Here is a 26102-nt window from a genome sequence, read left to right on the forward strand (position 1 = left end):
GCTAAGGTCGAACGGAGCAGGAACGTTATGCGGCACGCCGTAGCCCAGCCGGGAGGCGAAGCGACCTGAAGCCTTCCGGGAGATGTTGCTCGCTGTCCCAGGTGTAGATGCCCGTCAGGTTGATGTGCTCCCAACTCAGCGGCGAGATATGCTTCAACAGCGTATCTGGGATGTTCCTTCCCGCCCGTTTGAGCTCTGTGACCGCGCGGTCGAGATAGACAGTGTTCCAGTGGACGATCGCGCTGACGACAAGATTGAGGCCCGATGCGCGGAATGCCTGACTTTCGAACGACCGGTCGCGGAGTTCGCCACGCTCATGAAAGAAGACTGCGCGTTTGAGTTTGTGCGCTGCCTCGCCCTTGTTGAGGCCGGCTTGGCAGCGCCGGCGCAGTGTCGAGCTCGAGTACCATTCGATCATGAAAAGCGACCGCTCGATGCGGCCGAGTTCCCGAAGAGCCTTGGCCAGTTGGCTTTCCTTCGGTGATGCCGAGAGCTTCTTCAGGATCGTCGAGGGCACAACAGCACGGGTGGTGATCGATGCCGCCAGATGAAGCAGATCATCCCAGTGATCGAGGATCAGTGTGGTGTTGATCGGCGCCCCGATGTGGTTCGACAGCGCCGGGTATGCATCGCCTTTCTCGAAGGTGTGGAACTTCCGATCTTTGAGATTGCGCAGTCGCGGTGCGAACCGCTTGCCGATCAGAGCGAATAGCCCAAAGACGTGATCGCTCGCGCCGCCGGTGTCGGTGAAGTGCTCCTGTATCTCGAGGATTGTGTCCTGGTCGAATAATCCGTCGAGCACAAAGGCGGCCTCGCTTTCGGTCGGGCTGATGGGCAAGATGCTAAAGTAGCCGTACTGATCTGACAGATGGCTGTAGAACTTCGATCCGGGCTCACTGCCGTAATGTAGATTGATATCTCCGCGCTTTGCGGCGCGGTCGCTTGCTCGGAAGAATTGACCATCAGATGACGACGTCGTGCCATTGCCCCAAAGGCGGGAATGCGGATGGCGGGTGTGTGCGTCCGTCACGCAGGCCTGGGCCCCACGGTAGGTTTCTGACCGGGCATGGAAGGTGCGCATCCAACTGATCTGGTGAGCGCTGATGCCTTTGGACGCGCTGGCCATCCGTTTCGGACCAAGGTTGGTTGCATCGGCCAGTACTCCAGCCAGCATGGCCGAGACATTCCTCGGGGTGTCCCCCGTGCGAACATGGGTGAAGCAATCCGCAAAGCCGGTCCATTCATGCACCTCCCTCAAGAGATCTGGCACCTCGACCAACGGATAGAACTCGCTGATCTCGGCATTCAGGTCCTCGGCTTCTGCGGGAACTTCGCCAGCTGCCGGCGTGACAATAAGCGTTCCACCTTCGAGACGAACACCGTCGAGCTTCCCGGCTCGTGCCCTGTGCGCCAGGCGCTTCAGGTTGAAGTCGAGCATCTGCCGCGCTTCGGCAAGCCACGCCGCGCCGTCTTGTTGGACACCAAGTCCGAGGCGATCTTCATCTTTCAGGATGGTGAACGTTGACCGCGGCATCAGGTGCTCGTCGATCGGTCGGAAAGATCGGCTGCCATCGACCCAAATGTCCGCAGATCTAAGCCGGTCTCGCAAAGCCGCGAGCGTAGCAATCTCATAGAAACGGCGATCGGGCTTCTCCTGCCCGAGGATTAGCCGTCGATCAGCTTGGCCGAGGTGGGTGACCGGGACGCGATCCGGAAGGCTCCGCCGCTTCTCAGCATAGAGCCGTTTCAGCAGCGAAATCGCCGCAAGAAGGGGATCGTGGCGGCGCGCTGAGCGGAATGTGAACGCCTGCAGGAACGCACCGGCGTACTTGTTGACGGTCGCATATTGCTCGGCCGCCAAGGTCAAAGGCGACGCCTCGTTGTCCTCGACCATCGACTCAAGCTCAGGCTTCATCCGAAGCAACCGGTGCCATCCAACTTCCTGATCGAGAACCTCCAATGCGTTGCGGCCATAATCGTTCGCGGACTGCAGGGCTGTGATCGTGTCCAGGAACATGCGTAGCGCTTTGGCCGTATCCGGCCTGCAGTCCATGTGCCGCTGCTTCTTGCGGTTATTGGCTTGCGAGAACAGCCGGCCTATCATCTTGATGAACATCGACACTGCATCGTCAGTGAGCTTCTGGCCGAGCTTGATAATCTGCGCCACGATCAGCGCGTGTCGACGGCTGGCATTGAAGTCGTTGGCCAGCCATGCCGGTGTGGCGTTGCCCTCACGGATCATCTGATCCCACCGTCCAGACGATATGCGCATCTGCAATTTCGGATCAATTTCTAGCTTGCGCAGGAAGGCGATCCGTTCGGTCAGCCCGACCAGGTTTGACGCACCTGGCGCATCCGGCGCTGATCGCAGCCAATGAAAGCGCGTTTGGCCAATGGCCGGGTCAACCTCCAACAGCTTATCCAATGATTGAAGCGTATCGACCGAAATTTCTTCGATCAGCGCTCTCTCCGCCCGCCGACGGGCAATGGCGCGGGCGGCAAGACCGATCCGTTCGATCGTGTCGATTGACGGCAGAAGAGATCCGCGTTCACGAAACATGGAGACAGTAGCACTCGCTATCGCGCCACCGTCGTCGGAGATCGCGGCCGCCTGAATTGCAGCCAACAGCGCAGCTCTACGGTCTTGCCCCGTCGCGCTCCGCGCGGCCAGATAAACCATCAAGCGAGCAATATGATCGCGACGCGTTTCTTCACGGCGTGCATAGAGCGCAAACTTTCCAGCGTCGGCGCCAATCTGCTCAGCAACGTACTTTAGCATTGCGCGAGGCGGCGTTTCATCGGTCGCCAACACCCTGCCTGGATATCGCATCAAGCAGAGCTGAACGGCAAATCCGAGCTGATTGTGTTCTCGTCTGCGAAGTCCAATTTCAAGCCTGTCAGCCGACGACAACGAATAGTGTCGGATGAGGCCGTCCTCATCGGTTGGTATATCGAAAAGTCTCTGTCGATCCTGAACCTTGAGAAGCTTCCGTTTACCCATCGCCCAACTCCATCCACGACTAATCTACCGGGAGCGTTGTCGAGTCGGAGGGGCGAAGAAATCAAAATTGGTGCCCTGCGATGGCAATCCACAGGGATCGCATGCTGCACAGCCGGACTACAGCAGAGTTCACGATCCGTTCGCCCTTAGCGTACGATTTCGCACTGCTCTTGTTCCGACCCCGATTCTAAGGCCAAGATTGGGTCACTTCCTCACGACAAGATCGCAAACCAACAGCGCCGCGACCCTGAGACATTTCTGGCAAAGATACCTGTCATCGCCGAAGGGATAACCGAGGTGGGATTTCTTCGGTTTCTTCTCAGGAATGCCTTCACCGCACGCCCCGAAGATCATGGTGTCCGAGTTTGCGACGGTGGCGGAAACGAAACCATGATGGGCTTGTTGCAAGGGCTCAGCGAAGGCGGTCTCGTACTGGGGCTTTTTGTGACAACGAAGGAAAATCTCCCGAACGCTGGCGGCGAATAAGCGAAAGGTTCGGAGCGAGACTGTTTCAATGGCGGTCTGGCTGTTTGGAAGAAAACATCATCGCCCATGTACGCGATGATCAGCTGCTGGCTCTCGCGCAAGAGCCCGACGGTACATCCGGTCGCCGAATGCGAACTCTCGCGGATCGGCTGGCGATCAAAGACAAGGACGAAGCGAGCATCCTGGCGGCATGTGGCAATCCCGAACGCTGCTTCACGAAACTACGCTCTGTCATCGCTGCAGCTGCCACTGGCAACAAAGATGGTGCTCCTGACGAACACACAGGCAAGGAGTGGTCGAAGCACAGCCAGGTCTGGTTCAAATCGCTCGCCGGTGGCTTCGAACTCGGTGCCAAGATGATCTCGTTGTCTGTCTGGCCCTGCGTCGAGCCGGAGATTCTGCCCTTCATCAACGCACTACGCGCGACAATTGGCGATCACCCTCTCGCCGTAGGAGAGCTGAGGCCGTGACGGATGACGAAGTCGCGTCGCTGCTGCGGTCTGACCTGCCTTTGGTGACGATCGAGGCACCGGCAGGATGCGGGATGACGCATCAGGGTTCGTCGTTTGCGATGGACGCGGCGTCAGCGCTGTCTAAGGGCCGTGTCCTGATCCTGACGCATACACATGCCGCGCGCTCAGTCTTCGCTGCTCGCACGCGCGCCGTCGCAAGTCGCGTCGAAATCCGAACTATCGATAGCTTTCTTACCGAAATAGCGAGTATCTATCACCGCACGCTGGACCTTCCTCCCGACGTTGCGGGGTGGGCTTGCGAAAATGATCGTTATGATGTGGTCGCCGCGCGATGCCGTCAGCTCCTTGAGAGCTCCGCAAGCGTGGCCGGCGCTGCTTCACAGCGTTATCCAATTATCATCTGCGACGAGCATCAGGACGCGAGTGCCGACCAGCACCATGCGGTCGTCGCGGTACATTCAGCGGGATCAAACCTTCGTTTGTTCGGCGACCCGATGCAGATAATATTTGCCGACAGCGAGGCAGAAATTCGCTCAACACTCGGTCGCTGGGCCGCCCTGAAAGACGCCGGCGGTTGGGGAGAGCTGTCGACACCCCATCGTTGGAGTTCTGGCACGCCCGAACTGGGAGAGTGGATCTTGGACGCTCGTCGAGTCCTTTCAAATGGAGGCTCGATTGACCTGACCGGGAACCTCCCTCGGGGGCTCAGGGTCCTATTCGCTGAGAACTCAGCAAAGGTTCCTCATAAGGCGATCGGCATGTCACGAGAGCACAGAGCACCGATCAGCTCTCTGTTGCGGCAAAGTGAGCAACTACTGGTGATGACTGTCGGTAGTGAACGCGTTGCGCATCTGAACGCGTTTTTGGTCGGTCCGTGCGCATTTGGGAAGGCCACACCCGCAACCACCTCTCGGCCCTGGTTGCTTGCATCCGGAATCACACCGGAGACATCGATGCGGTTGCCGACGGCTTTCTGTCGTTCGTCTCTGCACCCAGCGTCAGATTTTCGGCTTCGAGCCACGGCAATCGCCTCAAAGCCGAGGTGGAGCAGAGATGTGCGAGACCCGCGCGCGGGATGCCTGGTCAGTTGCAAGCAATCGCGAACCACCTCATCGCGGAACCGTCTCATCGTGGCGTAGCCCAGGCGCTTGAGCACCTCATCTACCTGATAGAACGCAAGGAAAACGGCTTCAGCGAAATCGAATTCGATCTGAAGAGCGAAGTCCGCGACGCTATCCGAATGGGCAGTTTCGATACAGCCGATGACGGATTTGCTGAAATCACTCGACGCAGAACATTCTCGCATTCGCATCCTCTACGCAAATGCTTGAGCACAATTCACAAGTCCAAGGGCCTTGAGTGCGCGAACACCTTAATCATGATGTGTGACCGATCGGCGTTCTCAGGGACGGAATACAAGCGCAGACTTCTGTATGTCGGCTTGAGCCGGGCCAAAGAAACGTTGACTCTTGTTGTTTCGCAAAACAATGCAACTCCGCTGTTCAACGCGCCAGGCTGAGCAGCGTAAAATTTCTCCGGCCGCCCATTTGGTCGATATCGTGAGGGCTTCGAGCCGTTGCCCTACTTTAGTTGCTTGAAATCGTCCGGGTGGTGGCCAAACGCCTCCTTGAAGGCATTCTTGGCCCAGATTTCCGTGGCCCCGTTTAGACTATCGCCGGTCAGCGATCGAAAATCGTAGTGAAAGGGTCCGTCCCGAAGAATCCATTGCCATGTCAGATCGTAAAGAACCGTCGATGCCATAAAGGTATCGAGCATACGCTTGATCGCCGTCCCCTCGCGACCCGCGAACGCGCGCGTAAAGATTTGCTCCGTGTCGGCGCGGTCGGTGAAGAGCGACACGTGGCGCAGGAAGAGCCCCTGCGATACCTCAGTCGTGCCGCCCAGGGCCAACGCTCTGCCGGCCCAACAGAAGAAGTGGGGATGGGCGATCTTACTCCTGCAGAAATCCATAAAATGTGAGGTCATAACCCGGATAGGTAGGTTACCAGTGGCGTACTCGAAACTCGCCCATTGGGCCATGAGGGCTTGGCCCGCCGCCGTCTCAGACAAGGCTATAACAGCTTGTAGGGCAACAAGCGGATGGTCGTAGCCGCAGCGGTCTGCGAGGACCCGCGAAACGAATGCATACTCTTCAAAGCTATAGGCCTGGATCGCTTGCTTCACTTCAGGATGCTCTCGCGCGGCCTGACAAAGCAGGGCGAAGCGTGCGCCGGCATCGACATCAGAAATGAAATCCTCGAAACGTTCGATGTCGAGGGGAAAGCCGCGGGTCGGGTTGATGGAGAGGTCGCAGATCAGCAGAAACAGCCCGACGATGGGATTGTCGATTGTCTCGGGCCATTCGGATTCACTGAGGCGCAGGAATTCTGTAAACGCATCGACGTAAATACCGCTCAGATAACCGTCGGCAGCATAGGCCGCGCAGGTCGAGGGGCCGCCTGACGCAGCGAGAAACTGAAGTTGGATGAAGCGCGCCTGGCCCTCGAAGATAGCGTGGAGACCCACGTTACCGCGGGTGATTGGCGATCCATGGTAGAAGCCCTCGTGGCGCGCGAGCATGAGGCGATCGAACTCTGCTTGCCATCGTTCCGCATCAGGCAGGCTGTCGGGCGCAAGATCGCACGACTGGACGAGCGCCATCAACGTGTTGCTGTAGGCAATGCGATAAGAATGACCCACGCTTTCAAAATGCTGGTTCTGCCTGAGCTCGGTTGACCGGTTTGGGCTATGCGCGAAGAATTTGTAGAACTCGACGTCCAGCGCATTGTTGACGGCGATGTTCGCCTCGGCGAGCGCCTTGGGTGAGGGCGCCGTGCCATGGCGAAGCGCATCATCAGCCCACCGTTTTAGCGATTTCTTTGGCCCAATCTCCGCGATCGCCTTTTGAAGGTGCTCGAGGCTGCTCGAGAATTGCGCCGGGTAGCAGAGACTGAAAATAAGGCCAGCGGTCGAGCCTACATGCTGCCACCAGTGGACGGTCTCATGGATGTAGGTCGAATACGCTTGGATGAGGTCTGCAGGCTCATGACTCCCAAAGTCGCCAGAGGCGAGGGCGTCGACCAACTCATGAACACGTGGGCTCAAGCGCAGCACGAACTGTTTGGTGCTGTAGAGACCATGTGCTTCCAGCGTCGCCGCGAACGTCGTAGGCGCCATCAGAACGCCTCTGCTCGGTTCGAGCAGATCGTGTTTGAGATCGTTGAAAACGATCATATCGCGGCCTTTGCGGTGGTGGTGCGGTTGCACATATAGTTGAGGCGTGATTTGACCTGCGGCATCCTCATCGACGTTAGGTCGCTTCGCCGCTGGCACCCTGCGCTACTGAGGCAAGGTTGACATTAGCCCCCCCGTGACATAGATGTCCTCTCGGAGGCTTTGTACGCGGAAACGTGGGCATTGCCTTTTTTTATGCCGGATTGAGGGGAACTGGCCTCAAGTCCCGAATGTGCTTGATCCCCCAGATTTTTTCACCTCCTTCGGTCTCTCGACTGAACCGGATTCGTTTCACGCGATCAGCTAGTCCCGTGAGCTCGGGCCTGGCCGGCAGCGTCATCCCATTCAATCGCAAGCCCCAACTGATGACATATGCAACGATGTCGGTCAGTTGAATTAGCGTCGTTAGATCGCTGTGTACGAAGAACGGTTCCGGAATAATGAGGCGGGAGCGCACCCTTCCATTCCGGGTCCTTATGAAATAATTCGACACCTGCCCAAGCAGGACATGGCTCTGCGCTTTATCAAGCTCGTCAAACACAAGATATCCCATCGGATCATCAGGCATTCCATTCAAAAAATAATAGAAGCGCTCGAACAGGAAGGCGTAGTCCTTCCGCATAGCATCATCGCTTGGTGGTCGGGGTGCTGACTGCGGGACCATAGTTGCGAAGACCTGCGCTCCGTGGCTACGAGCAAGGTTGAGGGCGAACTCGCAGTAGGCGATCTTCGCCTGCGCGAGCGCAGTCAACCGATCGCGCGTCACTGCTGTCCCATCAAGAAGGATTTCCCGAGCAAGGCGGCCGCGGGCGTTCTGCTCGAAGGCTGGCAATTGTGCAGCGTGTCTGAAAGTCTTTGGCTTGAGCAGCTCCTTGGCCTTCGCCTCCTGGCCGTAGGCCTGATAGAGACGCATCCCGAAGATATGATGCTGGGCATCGGACAATTGCCGGATCAATGGCCATATCTTGCGGTCCTCGATCGCAACGCCTGCCAGCACTTCATACGGCGAATTCCTGCGATCTTGGCCTGACTCGTCAATAAATAGCGCCCAGCTCATGCCAACCCCTCGCTCTCGTTCTTTCTAAACGGCGGGCTCCAGGTGATCACCGTGTGGCCCCGCCGCTCGGTTTGGCCGTCGCCTTGTAGCCACGCTTTGTCACAGCCTTGCGGGCTGCCTTCGCCGACTCTTCGATTTCGCGGAATTCAGGTTCGAGTTCCTGAAGGCGCTTCACAAGACCGCTCAGGTCGTAGGTATTGCTGAGCTTGCCGCCGTTGCTGCTACGACGTTCGATCCGTTGGACCAATCCAGCCAGCTCGAGTTCTGCAATGTAGCGTTGAACCTGGCGTTCACTCAGGCTCAACCGCTGTGCGAGGGTTTCCTTGCTTGGGAAGGGCTTCCGCTCCTTGTCCCACCAGAAATCGCATAGTTGCAGGAGAACAGCGAGCTGGGTGGGGTTAAGCCCAATGCGCTGCTGCGCGCGCAGCAAAAGAGATGGAACGAGGCAGAAGCCCAACTCGATCACCTGCTGCCCCCATTTATCGGCAGAGGCTTTGTTGGTCTTTATCGTCGGTGCCGGCGTCGCGTCGTCTACTTGCTGAGGAATCGCGGTCATGGTAGTGTCCTTTTGCTCGCTTCTGGGACACAAATGCGCAGTGTTGGCGCGGTCCGCAAGGGAGCACGACTGGACGTATCTGTCTCTAGGGACAAGACATAAATGTCGCTAGGCTACCGGTCAAGGATGGCTGGTAAATAAAGACGCATCGTCTAATCGCAGATGAAAGCGGATTGCACATAAACGAGTAGTAGTTCGACACCAGACGCCCATGACCAGTGGGAGAGGCATGATTTCCCGAAATATCAGGCCATGTTCAGTCCCCTTGGTGTCTGTAGGTAAGGGCTCGGATGCCTTTGTTGACTATGATGAGCGCCGCAACCTGCATTTCGATCCACAACTGGCGTTCATCGACCGCCTGACGGCGAACAAGGTGGCTTGAGGTGCGAAGCGAAGCTGGGTCTTGGTGCCGATCCGTGTGACAAGCCGTTGTTGCTTCAGTGATGGGTAGCGGCGCCCGGGGCAGAAGTTCGCGGCTCCCCACCCTCGATGTCACGAGCGCGCTCGCATTTCATCCTAGAAGACCGTCTTATGCCTATCGCAAATTGCTCCGCCAATTGGATGAAGCCGCGCGCAAGCAGTAAGGTGGAGAAGAGTAATCTGAGTCGCTGAATCAGCGGGGAGGCCGGTCCGGTGGGCGAAGCGAAAAGACGACGGCAAATGGCCGGTCTTGCCTCGGCAATGGATCTAGAACTTGGCGAAAAGGTTCTGAGGCAAGCGTATCAAAACACATGCCAAGCGTTCGACCTCTATCCGAATGATATGGTCGATGCACTAATTGCGTCGTACCGTGGGCGGAACGCATCTCTTGATTTGGTCGCCAAAAACAATCCCGAGGATTCTGTTGCGTGTCGAGCAGGTTGCTCCGCATGCTGCCATCAGATGGTGCTATGTAGCCCATTTGAGATATTTATCCTTGCCCAGTTGCTCCTTTCGACGCGCTCGAATGTTGATTTGGAAGGCATCGAGCATCGATTGTCCGAGATATCACGACTGCCCCTCAATCCGCATGCCAGATATGGGAGGCACGCTACCTGCCCCCTTCTCGTGAACGATCGGTGTTCGGTCTATGATAGGCGCCCGGCTGTCTGCCGTGCACTGTACTCGAATTCCAAGGCAAGCTGTGAGCAGGCACTGGCCAGCGGCGGCGGCGACGTCGGGTTTCTCGTTCACCCCCAGATGCTTTCGTCCGCGATGCAAGTCGGAATTGATAGTGCGTTGCGCCAAAAACGAGGCCTGAATGTCGAGCCGGTGGAGATGTGTGGCTCGTTGCTTATCGCATTGCAGGATTTTAACAGCTCCCTCACCGACTGGTTGAACGGAGGCGATCCATTTGCGGATTTTCAAGTGCGTCGGACCGGCTCACCCACAAACGCTCAACAAGTTGAACACGTCGCGGCTCGGCTGGGACTTTAAGTGGGAGCTGAAACCACCAATAGGTGACCTCCGGATGGGGTCTATGGCGATGACTATGGCTATGATGACCTGAACGTCAGCTTCAACATGTCGGAACCGCTTCTCGAGGATCAGGCAATGCAATTTGGCCGGAGGCAAGTGTTTGCAAGGTGCTAGTCCTATGCGGCTCGGAAAAAGCTTCTTCCTTCATCGTAACTTTCCGCTTGGCCAAGCCGGACCAAGGATTGAAGCACGTCGCGTACCTCGGCGACGGTCTCGTCCGGTGACGTGAACGCGACGGCGATTTCTTCTGCCGACAGGGGCACTGTCGCACGTGTCATGAGGTCGAGGACAACCCGCGCCTGGTCCAGTCGTGCGACCGGGAACGGGGTCTTCTTCGCCCTGACCTTGGTCGCCAAGATCGCTTGGACCCGGTCGCCGCGATGCGCCAGCGGACCGATTTTGTCGATCTGATACTCGGGGCGCAGCCATTTGATGAAGCCCCGGCGCTCGTCGGCGGCCCGGACTTCGTTCAACCGGACAAGGCCGTAAAGGATTTGCTCGACGTCAATGTCCCCGTGCCACCCGTAGGATTTCAAGACGGCGGCGTCCAGCCGATCATGAAGCTCTCGCAGGATCACAACACGGCCACGGAGCGGGTTCTTCTCGCCATAGGCAGCGCCGGTCGCGGCACCCACCTCCATCTCCATCAGCCGCTCGGCCGCGAAGCCGATCATCTCACGCAAAAGATCGGCATCCGCGCTCTTCTCCACGAGCGTGCGCAGGTTCATCATGTCGTCGGTCATCGGTGGTCCTTCCAGGAACGGGTTGGTGTCGACAACCAGACCCTACCGGAAAGCGCCGATGACCACCGCGCTACCAGCTACACCACGTCCCGGGACGTCACCTCCGTCACGTCGAACGCCTTTCTGATCAAGAGTTACAATATATGCGCATGCCATCGAACGAATGCCACGCCAATACGCGTTGGTTCGAGAAGAACGATCCAATGCGGCAGGCTAAGGCCGTCACCGGATGCTGGGGTTCAAGGTCTGAATTTTATTCTACACAGCGCAGGATCCTAAGAGACGCTCACTTGACAGTGTCTGAACTTCAGGAGCTGGAACGTCCGAAGGCGGATCATATCGATCTCCTATCCTGAACGGGCATTCGATGTTGGGTGAAGCCCTCGTAAACAATGCTGCGACGCAGCATCATTGTCCGCGCCATGGCGGGCCGCTAGCGCCACTGACCCGGCGCCGCTTAGACAACCGAATCCTACGCCAAATCAACCGCTCAGGCTACATCCGCAAGCCTCTCAGACGTTCCGTCGTGCATAAGACGGGTTAGCCAAAGTATATCATAATCTTAACAAACCAAGTTGTCTGTATCATATATACTCTGGCCACCGTTCAACGGTCTTTTGCGCTCGGCAAGCCGCAGGGTAGATCGCCGTCTTGGTGAGCAACGGTCGAGAGATGACAGAGGCCCGGCGAACGAAAGCTCGACGCTTGGCTTACTCAGCGCCAAAGGCGCCGTGTTGCAAAAAACATGCGTACGCAAGAGAGATCGTCGACCAGAAGGATAACGAAATGGCCAAGACTGGCGCAAGCGGGTCGAAATGTGTGTGGAGCAGGCCAAGGAATTCCAGGCACTCGGTACCAAGGGGGTGGTCGACGTCTCTATGCCGATCAATCTCAGCTTGCGCGATGTCGAGGAAATGCAGCTCGATCGCGGGATCGTCGTTTCCTACGAGACCATCCGCCGATGGTGCCGAAAGCACGGCCCTGATTATGCTCGCCGCATACGTCATCGTCTTTCGTTGGTGCCTTGCGGCGGGCTGCTGGGTGAAGTCGTGGTGCGCATCAACGATCAGAAATGCTGGTTGTGGAGAGCGGTTGATCAGGACGGATATGTGCTCGACCAGATTGTCCAGACGCGTCGCAACACCAAGGCCGCCAGGCGCCTGCTGACGCGACTTCTGAAGAGGCAAGGGCTGCCGCCAAGCGTAAAATCATCGACAGAATGCGTCCTACGGGGGCCAAACGCCAGCTCATGCCGAACGTGGAACACCGTTCGCATAAAGGCATGAACAACCGGGCGGAGAATTCTCACCTGCGGCTCATTGCAACATTTCGTGTCGATGTTCTCCGCCGTCCGAAACCTCTTCGTCCCATCGCAGAGGTGACAACGCCCTTGAACCAACCCGCGTCATCCACGCAAGTCTGTTTATGAGTTTAGCGACAGAACCCCCAAAATCGCCACGACACAAAGGAGTAGAGATATCCATGCGGCAACTGTTTTTGACATATGTGGCGCTTTGTGGGCTGACAGCGACCGCTACCGCTGCCGACGTTCTGGCAATCGCCGATCCGGCATTGGTATCTTTCGAGGGCGGGCTACGCTACTGGTACAGTACCGGCGAAGCATCGAAGGACCTCTACGATTCCAGCGGCACGCTACGGGTCTCGCGGCTCACCTATGACCGCCTCGATGCGCATTCGGGCGAAGTCTTCTTCAACGCGACCCACAATCCGACTGGCATTTTCGTAAAGGGCCTCCTTGGTGCGGGCGGGATCGCCGAGGGCTCTCTCGTCGACGAGGATTTCCTCCCGTATACCAACCCTTATTCGAACACGTCGAGCGATCACCGCGGCGACATCACCTATTTCATCACCGATCTAGGATACTATTTCTGGAACACGCCTCGCCGCCGCATCGGTGCCTTTGTCGGCTATAATTTCTGGAACGAGCGCTACAACGCTGCCGGTTGCGCGCAGCAGGCGACCAACCCGTGGATTTGTGCGCCAGCCATCCCGACCAATGTCGGCATCATCAGCCAGGACAACGATTGGCATTCGCTGCGGCTCGGCCTGGCCGGGCAGACGCAACTCACCGAACGACTCAGCCTTTCTGGCGACGTGGCGTTCCTGTTCACGCGGCTCGATGGCAAAGATCGGCACCTTCTGCGCCCAAAGATCAACCCTATGCCTGAAAACGGCGACGGGCATGGGGTTCAACTTGAGGCAGTGTTGAACTATAAGGTCACGGATTTGTTCAACATCGGCGTCGGCGCCCGCTACTGGAGGGTGGCAGCTGACGGCACCGCGCATTTCGACGAGACACCGGGCGGAGGTATCCCGCAGGTCGAGGACTGGCAGGCAGAGCGCTACGGCATGTTCGTGCAGGCGAACATCAAGTTCAACTGAGAAAGCAATTGGCCACGACCCGGAAGGGCGTTATCAACTTAACTCGGGTTCAGGGATTTGCGGCATAGACCGATGGCATGAAGAGCTATGGCGGAAACTGGGTGATGACGGTTTGAGGAGAGCGGCGTATCGAGGCGAGGTAACGAGCCTGCCAGAACCTCACATGGGGAGGATTAGGTCAAGTGAGTGCATCAAGGCGACATCAGGGTTCCAACTTTTGTCGGTGATCTCTTCAGTCAGGGTGGCGTTCCATGGGCACCATGTGTTGTGGGGCAAAAAGCTCCTCAGGTGTTTCTCCACTTCGGTCATTTCAGCGTTGCAGACCTCTATGTGGTTCTCGCTAAGCTCACAGTCTCAGGCTTCCACATGAAAGACCAGCCAGGATTCTAGGCCGCCTTCTTCGGCTGGATGGTTCCAGCGATCGTCATGCCTTTTGCTTTTGACTTGAGAATATCACGTGCATGCGCGACCGTTTCGACGCGGCCGCTGAAGATGCCGACTGGCGAGAGGTTGCCAAGATCGTTTTGCACATCGACCCTGCGACAGAGCCCTCGTGATTGGTCTGGCTGCCGTCGATGAAGAAGCGTTTGGCCGTCGGCAGGTCACGGTTCTCGCTGAAGAAGAACTCGACCGTGTCGCCCACGCTGTCGTCGGCGCGGTAGAGATACATCCAGCGACCGCGCACCCGGACATTCATTAACGTGCCACTTGCCGGTGACCGGACGTTTTCTCCGATTGAAGCGTTCAAGCAGCAGAGGCGAAAAATGCACGACCCAGCGGTGGACAGTGGAATGGTCGACGTGAATGCCGCGCTCGGCCATTATCTCTTCCAGATCACGTAGGCTGAGATTGTAGGCAAGATACCAGCGAACGCACAGCAGGATCACGGATCGATCGAAATGGCGGCCTTTGAACATGACAAACTCCCGGAAAAAAGAGCAAGCGTCATGCAGCAAATGATCTTTCCGAAAAGTTTGCGACAGAACCGGTCTGGGTCATTGCGATAGCCCATGTCCTCGCTTAGACAGCGCGCGGGCCCGGGGCATCGAAGACCAGAAGAAGCCGGCTGACAGCGCCGCCGCACGATCTTTCAAGCGTCTTCGTCCGCGGACGGAGCGTACGTCGGCTGATATCAAATGAACTAACAGGAGAAGTCCCGCAATGCGACTGCTGCCAGTAGATCGGGTATCCACGATCGACGAGCTTACATTCGACCCATATCCGATCTATCGCCGGATGCGCGCGCAGACCCCCGTGGTGCACGTTGCCTCCGTGAAGCGGACATTTCTCACTAAGGCCTCCGACACGAAAATGGTGAAGGACCAACCAGAGCGCTTCAGTTCGGATGATCCCAACACACCGATGAAGCCGGCCTTTCAGGCCCATACTCTGATGCGAAAAGATGGCGCGGAACATGCCCGCGAAAGAATGGCCATGGCCATGGCTTTCGCCCCCAAGACTATCGCGGAACATTGGGCGCCAATCTATCGCGACATCGTGAACGAGTATCTGGATCGCCTTCCGCGCGGCGGCACAGTGGATCTGTTTGCAGAGATCTGCGGCCCGGTGGCCGCCCGCATTCTCGCACATATCCTCGGGATTTGCGGAGCATCCGACGCAGAGATGATACGCTGGTCGCAGCGGCTGATCGACGGGGCGGGCAATTTTGGATGGCGGCCGGAGCCATTCGAGCGATCGGACGAAGCCAATGCCGAGATGAACAGGCTCTTCGACAACCTAATCGAAAAGCACCGGGCGGAGCCGAACCCCTCGGCTTTCGCGATCATGGTGAACGCGCCTGATCCGATACCCATGAGTCAGATGTATGCCAACATCAAGATCGCCATTGGCGGGGGAATTAACGAGCCCCGCGACGCTCTTGGCACGATCGTCTACGGATTGCTGACCAATCCCGAGCAGTTCGAGGAGGTCAAGAGGCAGCAATGCTGGGGGCAGGCCTTCGAGGAGGGCGTGCGGTGGATTGCTCCGATCCAGGCGAGTTCGCGCCTCGTGCGGGAGGACACGGAGATTCGCGGTTTTCTTATTCCGAAGGGCGATACCGTGATGACCATCCAAGCTTCGGCCAATCGCGATGAAGAGGTCTTCGAAGACGGAGAGCGCTTCAACGTCTTCCGCCAAAAGATTCCGCATCAATCCTTCGGCTCGGGGCCGCATCACTGTGCAGGCGCGCAAATCTCGCGTCAAACCGTAGGGGCAATCATGCTGGCCATGCTATTCGAGCGTTTTCCGAATATGACGCTGCCGGATCCTCAGGTGGTGCAATGGCGCGGCTTCGGCTTTCGAGGGCCGATCAATTTGCCGGTTAAGCTGTCATGACTAATTACGCTTTGAGCTTCTATGGTTGTCATTCTCTGGCAAAGTGACGCAACGGCATGCTGCCGGTTTTTCGGACCCGCAGTTAAGCCAACATAGCTCGTTCCTCGAACTCTACGAGGCTCAGATAGCCCAGTGTCGAGGGTTCCATTGCAAAGTTTCGTCTGGTCAGAGAATTTGCCAGAGTGGTGGCAACCTCATGCGGCAGCGAGGCTTTCGAACTGCTCGGCGAGAGACGGGTTCGGATTGAAGGCGTACCGCGCCTGTCGTTTGCGCATCATGTGGACCATCTCGATGCCGGACAGGGTGACCGCGGCGGCGTCCGTCGATTTGACACCGAGCATCGGCCGCACGCGGTGCTTGATGCGCCGATGATCTTGCTCGATGCGGTTATTGAGGTATTGGCTTTGGCGGATGCGGATCGGCTTCGACCGGTGCCGGGAGCAATCCTGCAATCGACTTGTGGCATCGCAGGAAACGATGGCTTCCCCGTTGGTCTGACTGCCGTCGATGACGATGCGATCGGGACGGCCATGGCGTGCCAACGCTTTTGTGAAGAAACGCTTGGCGGGCGGCAAATCCGGTATTCACTGAACCAGAACGCGACGGTGTCGATGGCGCGATTGGGGTACATCCATCGCGCGCGGACCTTGATGTAGGTCTCGTCCGCATGCCATTTGCCGGTCACGGGGCGCTTGCGCCGGTTAAAGCGTTCTATCAGCAGCGGCGCGAAATGAACGACCCAGCGATGGATCGTTGAATGATCGACACTAATGCCACGCTCCGCCATCATTTCTCGAAGGTCGCGTAGGCTCAGTCCGTAGTCCAGATACCAGCGAATGCAAAGCAAGATCACAGATTGGTCGAAATGGCGGCCTTTGAACATCTCAACTCTCCGGGGAACACCGGAGCCTAACGCCATGCGTCTGGTCACCAAAAACTTTGCAACACATCCTCAGAGCATGGGGCCATGTCAGAAGTTGCTCGTGATCCGCTCTATCGTCGCCACCGCTTATCATTGCGCACGCGGTATGGCTCTACTTTCGCTTTCCGCTCAGTCTGCGCATGGTTGAGGACATGCTGGCGCCCGCGGCATCATCGTCACGCATCACAGCCGTCTCGGCCAGCTATCGCTGCATCAATCCGCTGATAACTTTACAGTGCCGCCGCAGGTCTCAACGCGTTTATATTCGGACAACGTGACATCGCCGCCAGCGATCACTGTGGAGCGAAGAAACTCAACCCGTGACTGATCGCGCATTTGTAGGCCAAGCTGGTACCTTTTCTCTCATAGCTTGGCATGTTGAATACGACCATGGTGAGTTCGGCGTCACCGTCCAACCGGATTTGGTAGCGAAGAAATTGAAGAATGGGCTTACCGTCACGATCAATCGTAAAATGCTGATCCGCAAAAGCGAGGGTGCCGTCAGAAGTGATTCTATACCCATCTATGCGAATGCCTCCTCGCGTCTTCGTCGGCGGCGTATCGCCGTTCGCCGGAGTACACAAACCTAAATCGACCATAACATCCACTTGCTTGCCGGCAGTCAGCGCAAGCTCAATCTGGGGAAAGGTTGCTAGTACATGACTATCATTGGCAGCATTGGCAGTCGTAGCCAAAAGTATCCCGAACAGGGTGGGTAGCATAGATTTCATAGGTAATCCTATTTGGAGCGACGTTCAGAAGCGAGGGCATGCCGACGCTATTGGGCCAGTGCAGATTGCGTTCGGCAGTGAGGATAAAAGCGATCTCGAGGCGCATGGACCCCTGCGACGGGGTCGGCATCGGCGCGGCCTGCCTCGCGCAGCAAGTGCTGCTCAAAGCCATCGCGCCCGGCGTGTCCCACCGGCTGCCGTTGCATGGCGTAGAACGTCTCCCGCCATGCCGGATCCATTGGACTGAAATTAGATACGTCCACGCTAGCCTCACGGTTGTAGATCACCGGAGGCTCAAAACTACTCGGGCAAGCTTTCGAGAAGCTGACGAGCCCCACCGTCTGGCACCGTAAAGTTAACTGACGGCTGATGAAGATGTGCGTCCATGGGGTCAGAACAAGAGCTGCCCAAAATCGTACGCTAAGGTCGAACGAAGCGTGAACTGAGTTTGCTTGTGTCTCGTGATTTCCGGGGCGCGATGTCTGATCCCAGTGGATAACCGTAGCAGCAGGATTGCTGCTGTTTCCACATCCAGCCCGCTCGGCAACATTCATCGGCAGTAGGGTGATCCACTGATCAAGGGGTTGCTTGCAGATCGCGGCGGCGAAAAGAGGCCAGAGCGCGTTTCTCATCCGACGCCCGTTCAGCTTCTTGAACACCAAACCGTCTTTTCGGTCCGTCGCGTCTGTGGTGGACGCCGGAGGCCGCATTCCTGTCAAGGCTGTTGAAAGCCGACATCGCGGGCGTAGTGCGCGAGGCCGGGTGCGCGGAAAATGCCGCGACTGCGGTCGAACGTGCCCCGAAAGCCGAAGGCGTTTTGCAAGCCGAGAAGGAACTGGACGGCAAGGGTTGGCTCCCCGCCGTCCTGCGGATGCCGGGCAGTCAAAGCGGCACTGAGGTGGCGCTCGCCGCCGAATAAAGGCCGGAAACCTTGGCCCGGGGCAGAAATGCCCCGGGTTTTTGTGCGGAATGTCCTCAGGCCGGTGTCGAACCGGCCAAGGCCAGGCGAGGGCGCCCCAGGCTCGCCCCTCGCGCTCCCCGCCCACCCAAGAAGCGCGGCTTCGCTTGTGGGAATAGCTTGTCGCTGCCTAGCCTGGCACGAAAACGCCCGAAATCGCCTTTCGGCTGTCTTCAAGCGGGATTGATTCCTGATATCGCAGAGCAACGCTTTGTTCGCGCGCGACCTGGCGGGCAAGTTCATCCATTTCAGACGAAAGCGTAAGAAGCCCGCCGAACTTGCTCTCGCTGTCAAAAATACGGCGCGAACCATCTGGCACAGATAGCGTTCGTGCAAAGGTTTTGTCCTGCCACAATCTGTCCAAAAACCGCTGCGTTTCGGCAAGTACCGCGAGTTCGTAGAACACGCCTGTGCGTAAAGCGGCTTGGTCCGCATGGTACATGATTGCCGCTATGTCGAAGCTCGGAAGGTCGACCGTCTTGCCATCCTCTATGGCGTCATTTTTGACATTCTTGCACAGGCGGATAGCCTTCTTCAGGCCGCCATGAGCCTCATTTTGATCCCGGTCGTGCACGCGGCCGATATGCAAAAACGGCAAGTTGTCGATCGTCTCGGGAACTTTCTTGTTCAAAATCTTCACGCCACGATCGCGCTCGAGGTTTGACGACTGGTAGTCCGTGGTGTCGATCCAGTGCGACGGCACGACGTCAACCGGCCGCGCGAGCGAACCCCCAGAAATCGCAATGGCTTTGCCGCCAGAGACGTCAACGTCGGCGGCTGGATAGGCGGCGATGAGAATCTTTTCGGCCTCTTTGCGCAGACGCATCAAACGGCCAAGGGACGTGTCTTGGCTGGGCGATGTGTAAAGACCAGACCGCGCTTTGACGCCTGCCACATAATAGGTGAAAAATTCGAGTTCAAGATTTAGCAGGTCGACGTCGCTGACGCCCCTGATATGGACATTCAGGGGGACAGAGCCTTGGAGGCGGAATTCCACCGTCCAACCGGCAGCGCTCAGCTTCTCATCTAACTGCTTTCCGACACGCTCGGCTGTTTCAATGCTGATGCGCGTGTATTCCGGGCCGACCTCCTGCATCGCACCAAGTGCATACCGGGTATACGGCTGGTTCGCAGCGCGGGTTTGCCAGTTCTCATCCGCAAGGCTTTTCAGGAGCACGTCGGTTTTTGCCGTCTCGCTCAGACGACCGAGGCGGTCTGTCCCGCGTCGGCGCGTCTTCAGTTGGGCAAGGCGTTTGTTGATATCAGTGGCCATGTTTAGAGCCTCGTGAGGTTCATTTGGCCGAACGTGTAGCGGCCATATCCGTTGAAATATTCGCCCTTACCGGATCGCAGATCCTTGGCGAACGTAATCTCGGCCGAGCCACGGTGACTCTTCAGCTCGGTTTCGCCAATGTTCGGATCGTTCTTGTAGCCATAGAAAAGCCGATAGCCGTCGGCCTCGTCATGAATGAGCGCTGCGCTGGTGCTGTTAGATCCAGACTGGGCGGTCTTCAGGCGGACGCGAATTCGATCCCAACTCTGGACGATGGTTATCTTGGCTTTCCATTGGAAGCCGGGGGTGCCATCGGGATTGAGAGTCTGGCCATCGCAATCCCATTCGCCCGAAAGATTGGGTACTTTGAGGACCTTGGAGAGCAGGTTCCACCGCCAGGCAAAGCGGTCAAGAATCCAATAGAGTACGATGAAAACGGTGCCGGCGCCGAGCAACGAAAGCACCGATGGAGGCACATTAGGCGAGATGCCGAAGGTCTTGGCGAGATCGACCGCCCATAGGAAAACAAACACGACTCCCGCAGAGACGATACTGGAGATCACGCCCAGATAGTGCCCAATGCGCGCCCGATTCACGCCACCGAGCACGGTATATTCATGTTCAAGCATGGAACGCCCTCTGGTGACTGGAGGGCGACGGCCGAAGCCGCCGCCCCAGACCTTTACCTAGTCTTCGTAGGGTCGGTCAGCCGGTACTTCTGGCCCGACTCCAAGGGAGGCGGCAGAGGTTCGCCTTTGGTCACGGTACGTTCAATACCCGTACCACCACCGCGGGGGCCGGTGATCTCGTACTGCCCCGACGTGGGGGCCTTTTCACCAGGCTTGTAGAGGTTGTCATTAGACATGGGAGGATGTCCAGGTGGTTGCCAATACTACCATCTGGCACTAGATACCGACTTGCTGAGGGTTCGGACTAGCGGTCTGAAAGCGTCCTACGGCACCACACAGACCGCAAGTTCACAACCAAACAAATGGCAGGTGACGGAAACGTCACCTGCCATTTGTTTAGGCATATTTCAAATTCGATGTAAATACCGGTCCGGCGTGCCAACACTGAAAATACCGGGTATTTTCAATCTGTCAACAAGCAATCGCGCAGGGGCTTTGGTATAAATTGTCGCAGCATCCGAATGTTCCGGGCGCTGGTGCTCGAAAGACAGGTGGGAGGTGAATCGATTAAAATCAAGACGGGGTCGCGGCAAAAGTTGACGTGACGGCAGCCAGCGTCAGTGAGCGTCGGTGCGCGCTTAAAGTCACAGTGGAATCGACCGGCCCTTGATTAACGGCAAGCCCGCATAGAGCTCTAATGCGGCGCCCCACCGGCCAGCAGATATCGATAGCCGTTCGTCGTCATCCACCGGGCACGTGCGAGATGGGTCTCCCACGCCCGGAACGCGCGATCGGGTTCGGTCGCGGGGTCGATGTGCAGGACAATCTTGGCAACTTGCCGCCAGTCGGCATCTTCGGCGGCCGCGTCGAGCAGGCGGATGTAGGTCAGCAAACGCCTTCATCATACCCGGTAAGGATCGACGAAGTCGGTGCCTCGTCTGCTCCCAGTCTCAGGGGCTTCCTCATCCTCATATTATCCTCAGGGTTGGAGCTGGCGATGGTCATTGGCGCCAGCAGGGCGCTTCGGCCACACGCTGGAATCCCATCGTCAATGCAAAAATCACGAGATTTGAGTTTTGAACATAAGCCCACGCTAACTAACGCGGCATTGGCTTTTATGCACAAAATTTAGGCAAACAGTCGTGACCCAGCACCGAGGATATGGGCAGATCAGGGCAGGGATGTTGCAAATCTCGTGACTTTTGGAGCAACAGTGGAGGTCTATGTGAATGAAACACGGCTATGCGCGGGTACCCACTGAAGCGCAGGACTTGGCCGCCCAGATCGAGCGCCTGCAGGCGGCAGGCTGCGATAGGATTTTCTTTGAAAAGCGCAGCGGCAAGGATGCCAACCGCCGCCAGTTGCAGCGGCTGCTAAAGGCCCTGAAGCCCGGCGACGTTGTCCATGCCGTCGTCAGCGACCGCATCGCACGGGATCCTTTCGATATGCTGCATATCCTCAGGACAGTCACGTCAGCGGGCGCGGGGCTCCGCCTGCTGGACGAACCATTCATCGACACTACGTCGGAAATGTCGGATCTTGTCCTGTTCCTTGTCGGATGGGCCGCGAAATGGCAGCGACGCAGAATTTTGGAGAACACATCGAACGGGCGCGCCCGCGCCAAAGCCAGGGGCGTCAAGTTCGGCCGCAAGCCCAAACTCTCACAGCAGCAGAGGCGAGAGGCATTAGCGCGGCTCGCTGCAGGCGAGGCTAGGCGTGAGGTTGCCCATAGCTACAATGTCAGCAACAGCACGATATCGCGGCTGCATCCGTAGGGCGGGCGCAGCGCCCTCGCGTTTCGGTGTCCCTTCTGCCTTGGTGCATCTGCCAAATTCCCGAGTATCCTGCTTGTGCGCATGTGAGCATAAGGTGGCGCCTGGCGCCTTGATTGGCCACCACACGAAGAACCAGCGTCGGCATGGCGACCGGCAGGCTGAGGCAAGAGACCGCCATTCCATAAGGAAACGACCGTCATGGATACCCATGCCGTTATTGCGTCCCTGCCCGTTGCAGGGGCCGACCGCGCTGTACTGATCGACGCCGCCAACGCCGCGTTCGAGCGTGTTATTGAGCGAATTGAACCGAACAATGAGGAACTGACCCGAAGTCTTTGGGATGCCGGTGACTACATCGACAGTTGGCTGGCTAATGACCTAATCGACAAGCTGCCGATGCCGCGCGACGAGGTCGCGTACTACATTGATTATTCCTAATTCATCATGTCATTGCTCTGGCCGTTGATGCAGACAATGAGGCCGAACCGCAGCCCTGAAACATGCAGACCGGTAATCCGCTCAAGCCTTGCCTACTGCGGGCGCTTTTGGCAGTGGGGCCGTTTTTGAGGACGGCGCGATCAAAAGGGTAACCTTTGCCGCCACCTCTTCAAGGGTGGCGGTAAGCCGGTTGATCTGCGAGACGGTTGCCGCCAGCTCCGGGCCGTAGCGGGTGATGAGATATTCCCGGTTCTGGCTGAGGGACTGAAGATGATTGGCGGTTTTCGCGCGAAGGCGCAGCCCCGCATCGACGGTGTGCTTCGCCCGCGCCGCCAGGTCGTGGTGCATCTTGCGGATTTGATTGGGATCGTGGCCACGGTGGAGCAAAAGCGCGGTCAGATAGAGTTCGATCGCGTGGATGGCCGATAATCTGAACGGCGCTCTGGTGAGCGGTTTTCCGGGTCTGCCGAGCGGAAGGAGCAGGTGTGCCCCCTTTCGGTATTCTTCCGCCAGTGCATGGATCTGATGCGGGGAGGCGAGCTCTCCTGGGTATCTGTTTTCTGTCATCGCCATTTACGCTAAGCCCACCCGATATGATCCTTTTTGGAAAGTCTCAGAAACAGATTGAACCAGAACCGATATCTGGATCATCGCCGTTGCCAGACGCTTCCAGGGCCCAATAGGCGACCGACGTGGTAGGGTCCTTGCTGTGCTTTTCGATCGCGGCTTCTATCGCCTCGTCTTCAGTTAAGAGTGCCCAATTTCCAACAACGCCGTCGTGGCTTCGCATATCCGCCTCTATCCGGTCGCCTGTTCTCGGCCAACTGTTTCATGCTTCTCCTAAATACGGTCTTTGAGGGCGTCGATCCCGACGAGAGCTTTCCGCCGGCGCGCAATGGCCTCAATTAGCAGGGCCTCTAATTTAGCGTTATGCGCATCGACCTGTGCTTTTGAGCGTTCGACATACTCGCGCAGGGTTTGCTCTTGGCGATCGATCTCGCGTTTCAACGTCTCCACGTCGTTGCGGCCTTCCATGCCGATGACGATGCGGTTGCCTCTGACGAGACCATGGGGCAATACACTCGAATAGGGATTGGTCTTGAGCGAAAAGAGATCTGGATCGCCCGTGAATGCGAAGCTGCGGGTCGCGCGAACTCCGTCGATCGTGACTGCACCATCAAAAACGTCATGGACACGCACACGCGCCTCGCTCACGTCCTTTTGGGGATTTTCGAAGTCTACCTGCAGTGGTTCGACCCGAGCACCTGGCAGATGCTGCTGGGCGATCTCGGAATCGGTCTTCCCTAAGTCTGCTTTGGAGACGGTCTTGCGCACGTGCTCGTCAACCGCGCCAACCTGAGCCCGTAGGTAATTGTCCAAATCGTTGTTGCGGAAAAGTGCGTCACCGATAATCATGCTATCCTCGTTGTGTTTGATAAGGAAATTATTTCTTACATACTTGCAGTTGGATGGTGGATTCAATCCTCCTAAGCGTATCCACCAAAATAAGACAGATACTGCCAGCACCTTATAAGTCACTAATCAACGGATTCGCCTTTTACGGTTTGCGATAATAAGCATCCAGCGCTAATTTGATGTCAGCGAATGACCATTCCCTGCGTCGGCCATAAGCAGGGCTTGAGCGGGTAAAACACTCGTTCAGACCGGTCTCCCGCTGGAACTTCATGAACCACGCCGTGGATTTTGGCTTGCCGCGTGCCGTTGTCTGGATCCGACGGATGAGCTCGCTATGCGCCCAGTGGTCATTCGGATTGGCGAGGGAACCTGGGTCAGCCAGGTAGCCGCGGAGCTTTTGTAAGGTTGCATCGTCCGGTGTCTGGTGAAGGTCTGCTCGAAGCTCTTCGACGGCGAGGGCGGCCCCCAGTTTCGCAGCTTCCGTCAGCATGTCGCGCAATTGCGCGCTGGTCAGCACCAACGCTTGCAGGGCGTCCATGAGCCATACTTTCCTTGATGGGATTTGCGGCAGAGATCGCCGCAGGTTCATTGCCTCACAGCCAAAAAAATGACGTCAAGCCTTATATGCCGAGGAGGGCGCCGAGCTTTTCGGTGACCGGCCCCAGAGGGTCGACCAGGCCAAGATCGTAGATCATGGTGGTTTCAAGATTCCCTTTATGGTCGACGTAGTGTGATATGGCCTCGTGCGAGACCCCTTGGCCGGCCAGCATCAGCGAAATGGTGATCCGCTTGAGGTCGTAGAGCTGGAAATACTCGGGGACTCCGGGCAGAGCTTTGAACCTGTCCAACCCCTTGCGGAAGTTGTCGCGAGGCTGGGTCATGTCGGTGTGGGATGGCAACAGCCGGTCTCCCTTCAGGGGCTCAGCTCGGTCGGCGTGGCCGATCACCCCGATCGAAGCATCGACATAGGCATCGAATGCGGCTTCACTCTCGGCTGTCCAGTCGGGCATGGCGGGGGCGCTTCCCTGATCACGAAGCAGCACCCTAACAAATCCGCGACCAGCGCGAATCCCCCCGCATCCGTGACTTTCTGACTCAGTAAGACTAGGCGCCCGCCGCCACGTGCGGGCGACGCCGGCATAAGCCGGCGGGCAGATGCGCCGAGGGCAACAAGCGCGCCTGACGCAAAGCCGCCAGATCAGCCGAGCCGGTGCAGAAGCAGGCGACGGCCAACTGGCGGATGACGATCTCGAAATGCGCGACAACCGCCTCGGTGGATACCGTAGCCGCGCGCAGCACGCCGGCCGCCTGCCCGGCGATGTCCGCGCCCAGGCGGATGGCCTTGGCCACGTCGACACCGTCGCGGATCCCGCCCGACGCGATCAGCTTCACCGTTGGCAGCGCCCGACGTACCGCCTGCACGCTGGCCGGGGTCGGAATCCCCCAATCGGCGAACGCCATCGCCACTGCACGGTCGGCGGCATCGCGGGCGCGCTCGCCCTCCACCGCGGCCCAACTGGTGCCGCCGGCGCCGGCGACATCGATCACCGCCACGCCCGCCTCGACGAGGGCACAGGCCACCGAGGCGGACAGGCCCGACCCCACTTCCTTGGCCACGATCGGCACGCCCACGCTGCGCGCGGCGCGAGCGATCTGCGCCAGGACGCCGCGCCAGTCGCGGTCGCCCTCCGGCTGTACCGCTTCCTGCAGCGGATTGAGATGGACGATGAGTCCATCGGCCTCCAGCGCATCCACCGCCCGGCGCGCCAGGCCCAGGCCGTCGGCCTCGCGCAGTTGCGCGGCGCCGATATTGGCCAGCAAGGGAATGTCCGGGGCCAGGCGGCGCAGCGCGCGCGTCAGCCCCTGGGAGTTGCGGGATTGCAGGCTCACGCGCTGCGAACCGACGCACATGGCGATCCCCAAGACTTGCGCTGCCTCGCTCAGATGCCGGTTGATGGCCTCGGCCCGTGGCATGCCGCCGGTCATGGAGCTGATCAGCAGCGGCGCGCGCATGGTCTTGCCCAGCAGCGAGGCGCGCAGGTCGATCTGCGTCAGGTCCAACTCGGGCAATGCGCAGTGTTCGAAACGGATGTACTCCCAGCCGGCGGCGACCGTGGCCAGCGCCGTTCGCCGATCCAGCACGATGTCCAGATGGTCGTCCTTGCGCCGGCTCAGGGCGGTGTCGCTCATGCTCGCTCCATCCGTCGCATCG

General features: G+C 58.1%; 24 protein-coding genes and 6 pseudogenes. 12 read left to right on the plus strand and 18 right to left on the minus strand.

What is annotated here, in order from left to right:
• Positions 1-25 precede the first annotated feature (25 nt).
• The gene (locus OHD62_RS32865; protein ID WP_263791591.1) at positions 26-3001 is read right to left on the minus strand and encodes a Tn3 family transposase; all 2976 of its coding nucleotides are present in this window, start codon (positions 2999-3001) and stop codon (positions 26-28) included.
• Between the two features lie 530 nt (positions 3002-3531).
• On the opposite strand from OHD62_RS32865, the gene OHD62_RS32870 reads away from it, so the two are divergent.
• The 3 genes and pseudogenes from OHD62_RS32870 to OHD62_RS32875 all read left to right on the plus strand — a co-directional run bounded on the left by OHD62_RS32870 (position 3532) and on the right by OHD62_RS32875 (position 5479).
• On the plus strand, positions 3532-3957 hold the full coding sequence (locus OHD62_RS32870) for a hypothetical protein (protein ID WP_263791593.1): 426 nt from the start codon (positions 3532-3534) through the stop codon (positions 3955-3957).
• A gap of 101 nt (positions 3958-4058) precedes the next feature.
• Positions 4059-4481, plus strand: a pseudogene (locus tag OHD62_RS35830) (UvrD-helicase domain-containing protein); the annotation flags it as partial.
• 353 nt (positions 4482-4834) lie between these two features.
• Complete coding sequence (locus OHD62_RS32875; protein WP_263791595.1) at positions 4835-5479, plus strand: ATP-binding domain-containing protein; 645 nt, start codon at positions 4835-4837, stop codon at positions 5477-5479.
• 62 nt (positions 5480-5541) lie between these two features.
• Here OHD62_RS32875 and OHD62_RS32880 read toward each other — a convergent pair whose 3' ends face one another.
• The 3 genes from OHD62_RS32880 to OHD62_RS32890 form a co-directional block, all read right to left on the minus strand.
• Complete coding sequence (locus OHD62_RS32880) at positions 5542-7194, minus strand: hypothetical protein (RefSeq protein WP_263791597.1); 1653 nt, start codon at positions 7192-7194, stop codon at positions 5542-5544.
• 193 nt (positions 7195-7387) lie between these two features.
• Positions 7388-8251 (minus strand): DUF3800 domain-containing protein, encoded by an 864-nt coding sequence (locus OHD62_RS32885; RefSeq protein WP_263791598.1) that lies wholly within the window; start codon positions 8249-8251, stop codon positions 7388-7390.
• Positions 8252-8297: 46 nt separating this feature from the next.
• Positions 8298-8807: a helix-turn-helix domain-containing protein gene (locus tag OHD62_RS32890; protein ID WP_263791600.1), complete on the minus strand. Its 510-nt coding sequence runs from the start codon at positions 8805-8807 to the stop codon at positions 8298-8300.
• A 229-nt stretch (positions 8808-9036) separates the two neighbouring features.
• Here OHD62_RS32890 and OHD62_RS32895 point away from each other — a divergent pair, with 229 nt between their 5' ends.
• Complete coding sequence (locus OHD62_RS32895) at positions 9037-9189, plus strand: hypothetical protein (protein WP_263791601.1); 153 nt, start codon at positions 9037-9039, stop codon at positions 9187-9189.
• Positions 9190-9440: 251 nt separating this feature from the next.
• A complete protein-coding gene (locus OHD62_RS32900; RefSeq protein WP_263791603.1) occupies positions 9441-10223 on the plus strand; it encodes a YkgJ family cysteine cluster protein in 783 nt (260 codons plus the stop codon).
• A 629-nt stretch (positions 10224-10852) separates the two neighbouring features.
• Here the strand turns inward: OHD62_RS32900 and OHD62_RS32905 are convergent.
• Positions 10853-11008: pseudogene (locus tag OHD62_RS32905) on the minus strand (IS256 family transposase); the annotation flags it as partial.
• 890 nt (positions 11009-11898) lie between these two features.
• Between OHD62_RS32905 and OHD62_RS32910 the strand changes: the two are divergent.
• Together OHD62_RS32910 and OHD62_RS32915 are read left to right on the plus strand one after the other, a co-directional pair.
• A pseudogene (locus OHD62_RS32910) lies at positions 11899-12378 on the plus strand (IS6 family transposase); the annotation flags it as partial.
• A gap of 112 nt (positions 12379-12490) precedes the next feature.
• On the plus strand, positions 12491-13411 hold the full coding sequence (locus tag OHD62_RS32915; protein WP_263791605.1) for an omptin family outer membrane protease: 921 nt from the start codon (positions 12491-12493) through the stop codon (positions 13409-13411).
• 538 nt (positions 13412-13949) lie between these two features.
• On the opposite strand, the pseudogene OHD62_RS32920 reads toward OHD62_RS32915, so the two are convergent.
• A pseudogene (locus OHD62_RS32920) lies at positions 13950-14328 on the minus strand (IS6 family transposase); the annotation flags it as partial.
• Between the two features lie 244 nt (positions 14329-14572).
• On the opposite strand from OHD62_RS32920, the gene OHD62_RS32925 reads away from it, so the two are divergent.
• Entirely contained in the window at positions 14573-15748 is a 1176-nt protein-coding gene (locus OHD62_RS32925; protein ID WP_263791608.1) for a cytochrome P450, read from the plus strand.
• A gap of 194 nt (positions 15749-15942) precedes the next feature.
• Here the strand turns inward: OHD62_RS32925 and OHD62_RS32930 are convergent.
• A protein-coding gene (locus OHD62_RS32930; protein WP_263791609.1) for an IS6 family transposase occupies positions 15943-16631 on the minus strand; the annotation gives its coding sequence in 2 pieces (ribosomal slippage) (positions 15943-16328 and positions 16328-16631; 690 coding nt in all).
• A gap of 84 nt (positions 16632-16715) precedes the next feature.
• Between OHD62_RS32930 and OHD62_RS32935 the strand changes: the two are divergent.
• A pseudogene (locus OHD62_RS32935) lies at positions 16716-16831 on the plus strand (IS6 family transposase); the annotation flags it as partial.
• Between the two features lie 132 nt (positions 16832-16963).
• On the opposite strand, the gene OHD62_RS32940 reads toward OHD62_RS32935, so the two are convergent.
• Together OHD62_RS32940 and OHD62_RS32945 are read right to left on the minus strand one after the other, a co-directional pair.
• The gene (locus OHD62_RS32940) at positions 16964-17401 is read right to left on the minus strand and encodes a VirK family protein (RefSeq protein ID WP_263791610.1); all 438 of its coding nucleotides are present in this window, start codon (positions 17399-17401) and stop codon (positions 16964-16966) included.
• Between the two features lie 47 nt (positions 17402-17448).
• Complete coding sequence (locus tag OHD62_RS32945; protein WP_263791612.1) at positions 17449-18060, minus strand: hypothetical protein; 612 nt, start codon at positions 18058-18060, stop codon at positions 17449-17451.
• A gap of 65 nt (positions 18061-18125) precedes the next feature.
• On the opposite strand from OHD62_RS32945, the gene OHD62_RS32950 reads away from it, so the two are divergent.
• Positions 18126-18320 carry a hypothetical protein gene (locus OHD62_RS32950; protein ID WP_263791614.1) on the plus strand — a complete coding sequence of 65 codons (195 nt, stop codon included), beginning with the start codon at positions 18126-18128 and terminating at the stop codon, positions 18318-18320.
• A 169-nt stretch (positions 18321-18489) separates the two neighbouring features.
• Here the strand turns inward: OHD62_RS32950 and OHD62_RS32955 are convergent, their stop codons facing one another.
• From OHD62_RS32955 to OHD62_RS32965, 3 genes and pseudogenes are all read right to left on the minus strand, one after another.
• A complete protein-coding gene (locus tag OHD62_RS32955; protein ID WP_263791615.1) occupies positions 18490-19632 on the minus strand; it encodes a hypothetical protein in 1143 nt (380 codons plus the stop codon).
• A gap of 2 nt (positions 19633-19634) precedes the next feature.
• Positions 19635-20261, minus strand: coding sequence for a hypothetical protein (locus OHD62_RS32960; protein WP_263791617.1), 627 nt, complete (start codon positions 20259-20261; stop codon positions 19635-19637).
• 694 nt (positions 20262-20955) lie between these two features.
• Positions 20956-21233: pseudogene (locus tag OHD62_RS32965) on the minus strand (DNA -binding domain-containing protein).
• Between the two features lie 257 nt (positions 21234-21490).
• On the opposite strand from OHD62_RS32965, the gene OHD62_RS32970 reads away from it, so the two are divergent.
• Entirely contained in the window at positions 21491-22036 is a 546-nt protein-coding gene (locus OHD62_RS32970; protein WP_263791619.1) for a recombinase family protein, read from the plus strand.
• Positions 22037-22234: 198 nt separating this feature from the next.
• Positions 22235-22474 (plus strand): hypothetical protein, encoded by a 240-nt coding sequence (locus OHD62_RS32975; RefSeq protein ID WP_263791622.1) that lies wholly within the window; start codon positions 22235-22237, stop codon positions 22472-22474.
• An 81-nt stretch (positions 22475-22555) separates the two neighbouring features.
• Here the strand turns inward: OHD62_RS32975 and OHD62_RS32980 are convergent, their stop codons facing one another.
• The 6 genes from OHD62_RS32980 to fni form a co-directional block, all read right to left on the minus strand.
• Positions 22556-23047, minus strand: coding sequence for a hypothetical protein (locus OHD62_RS32980; RefSeq protein WP_263791625.1), 492 nt, complete (start codon positions 23045-23047; stop codon positions 22556-22558).
• A 40-nt stretch (positions 23048-23087) separates the two neighbouring features.
• Entirely contained in the window at positions 23088-23264 is a 177-nt protein-coding gene (locus OHD62_RS32985) for a hypothetical protein (RefSeq protein WP_412177450.1), read from the minus strand.
• Between the two features lie 50 nt (positions 23265-23314).
• Positions 23315-23890 (minus strand): hypothetical protein, encoded by a 576-nt coding sequence (locus OHD62_RS32990; RefSeq protein WP_263791627.1) that lies wholly within the window; start codon positions 23888-23890, stop codon positions 23315-23317.
• A gap of 142 nt (positions 23891-24032) precedes the next feature.
• Positions 24033-24428 (minus strand): hypothetical protein, encoded by a 396-nt coding sequence (locus OHD62_RS32995; protein WP_263791629.1) that lies wholly within the window; start codon positions 24426-24428, stop codon positions 24033-24035.
• A gap of 82 nt (positions 24429-24510) precedes the next feature.
• Positions 24511-24900: a hypothetical protein gene (locus OHD62_RS33000; protein ID WP_263791632.1), complete on the minus strand. Its 390-nt coding sequence runs from the start codon at positions 24898-24900 to the stop codon at positions 24511-24513.
• Between the two features lie 94 nt (positions 24901-24994).
• Complete coding sequence (fni, locus tag OHD62_RS33005) at positions 24995-26080, minus strand: type 2 isopentenyl-diphosphate Delta-isomerase (RefSeq protein ID WP_263791634.1); 1086 nt, start codon at positions 26078-26080, stop codon at positions 24995-24997.
• Between the last annotated feature and the right edge of the window lie 22 nt (positions 26081-26102).

Source organism: Mesorhizobium sp. YC-39 (genome assembly GCF_025753795.1).
Lineage (GTDB): Bacteria > Pseudomonadota > Alphaproteobacteria > Rhizobiales > Rhizobiaceae > Mesorhizobium.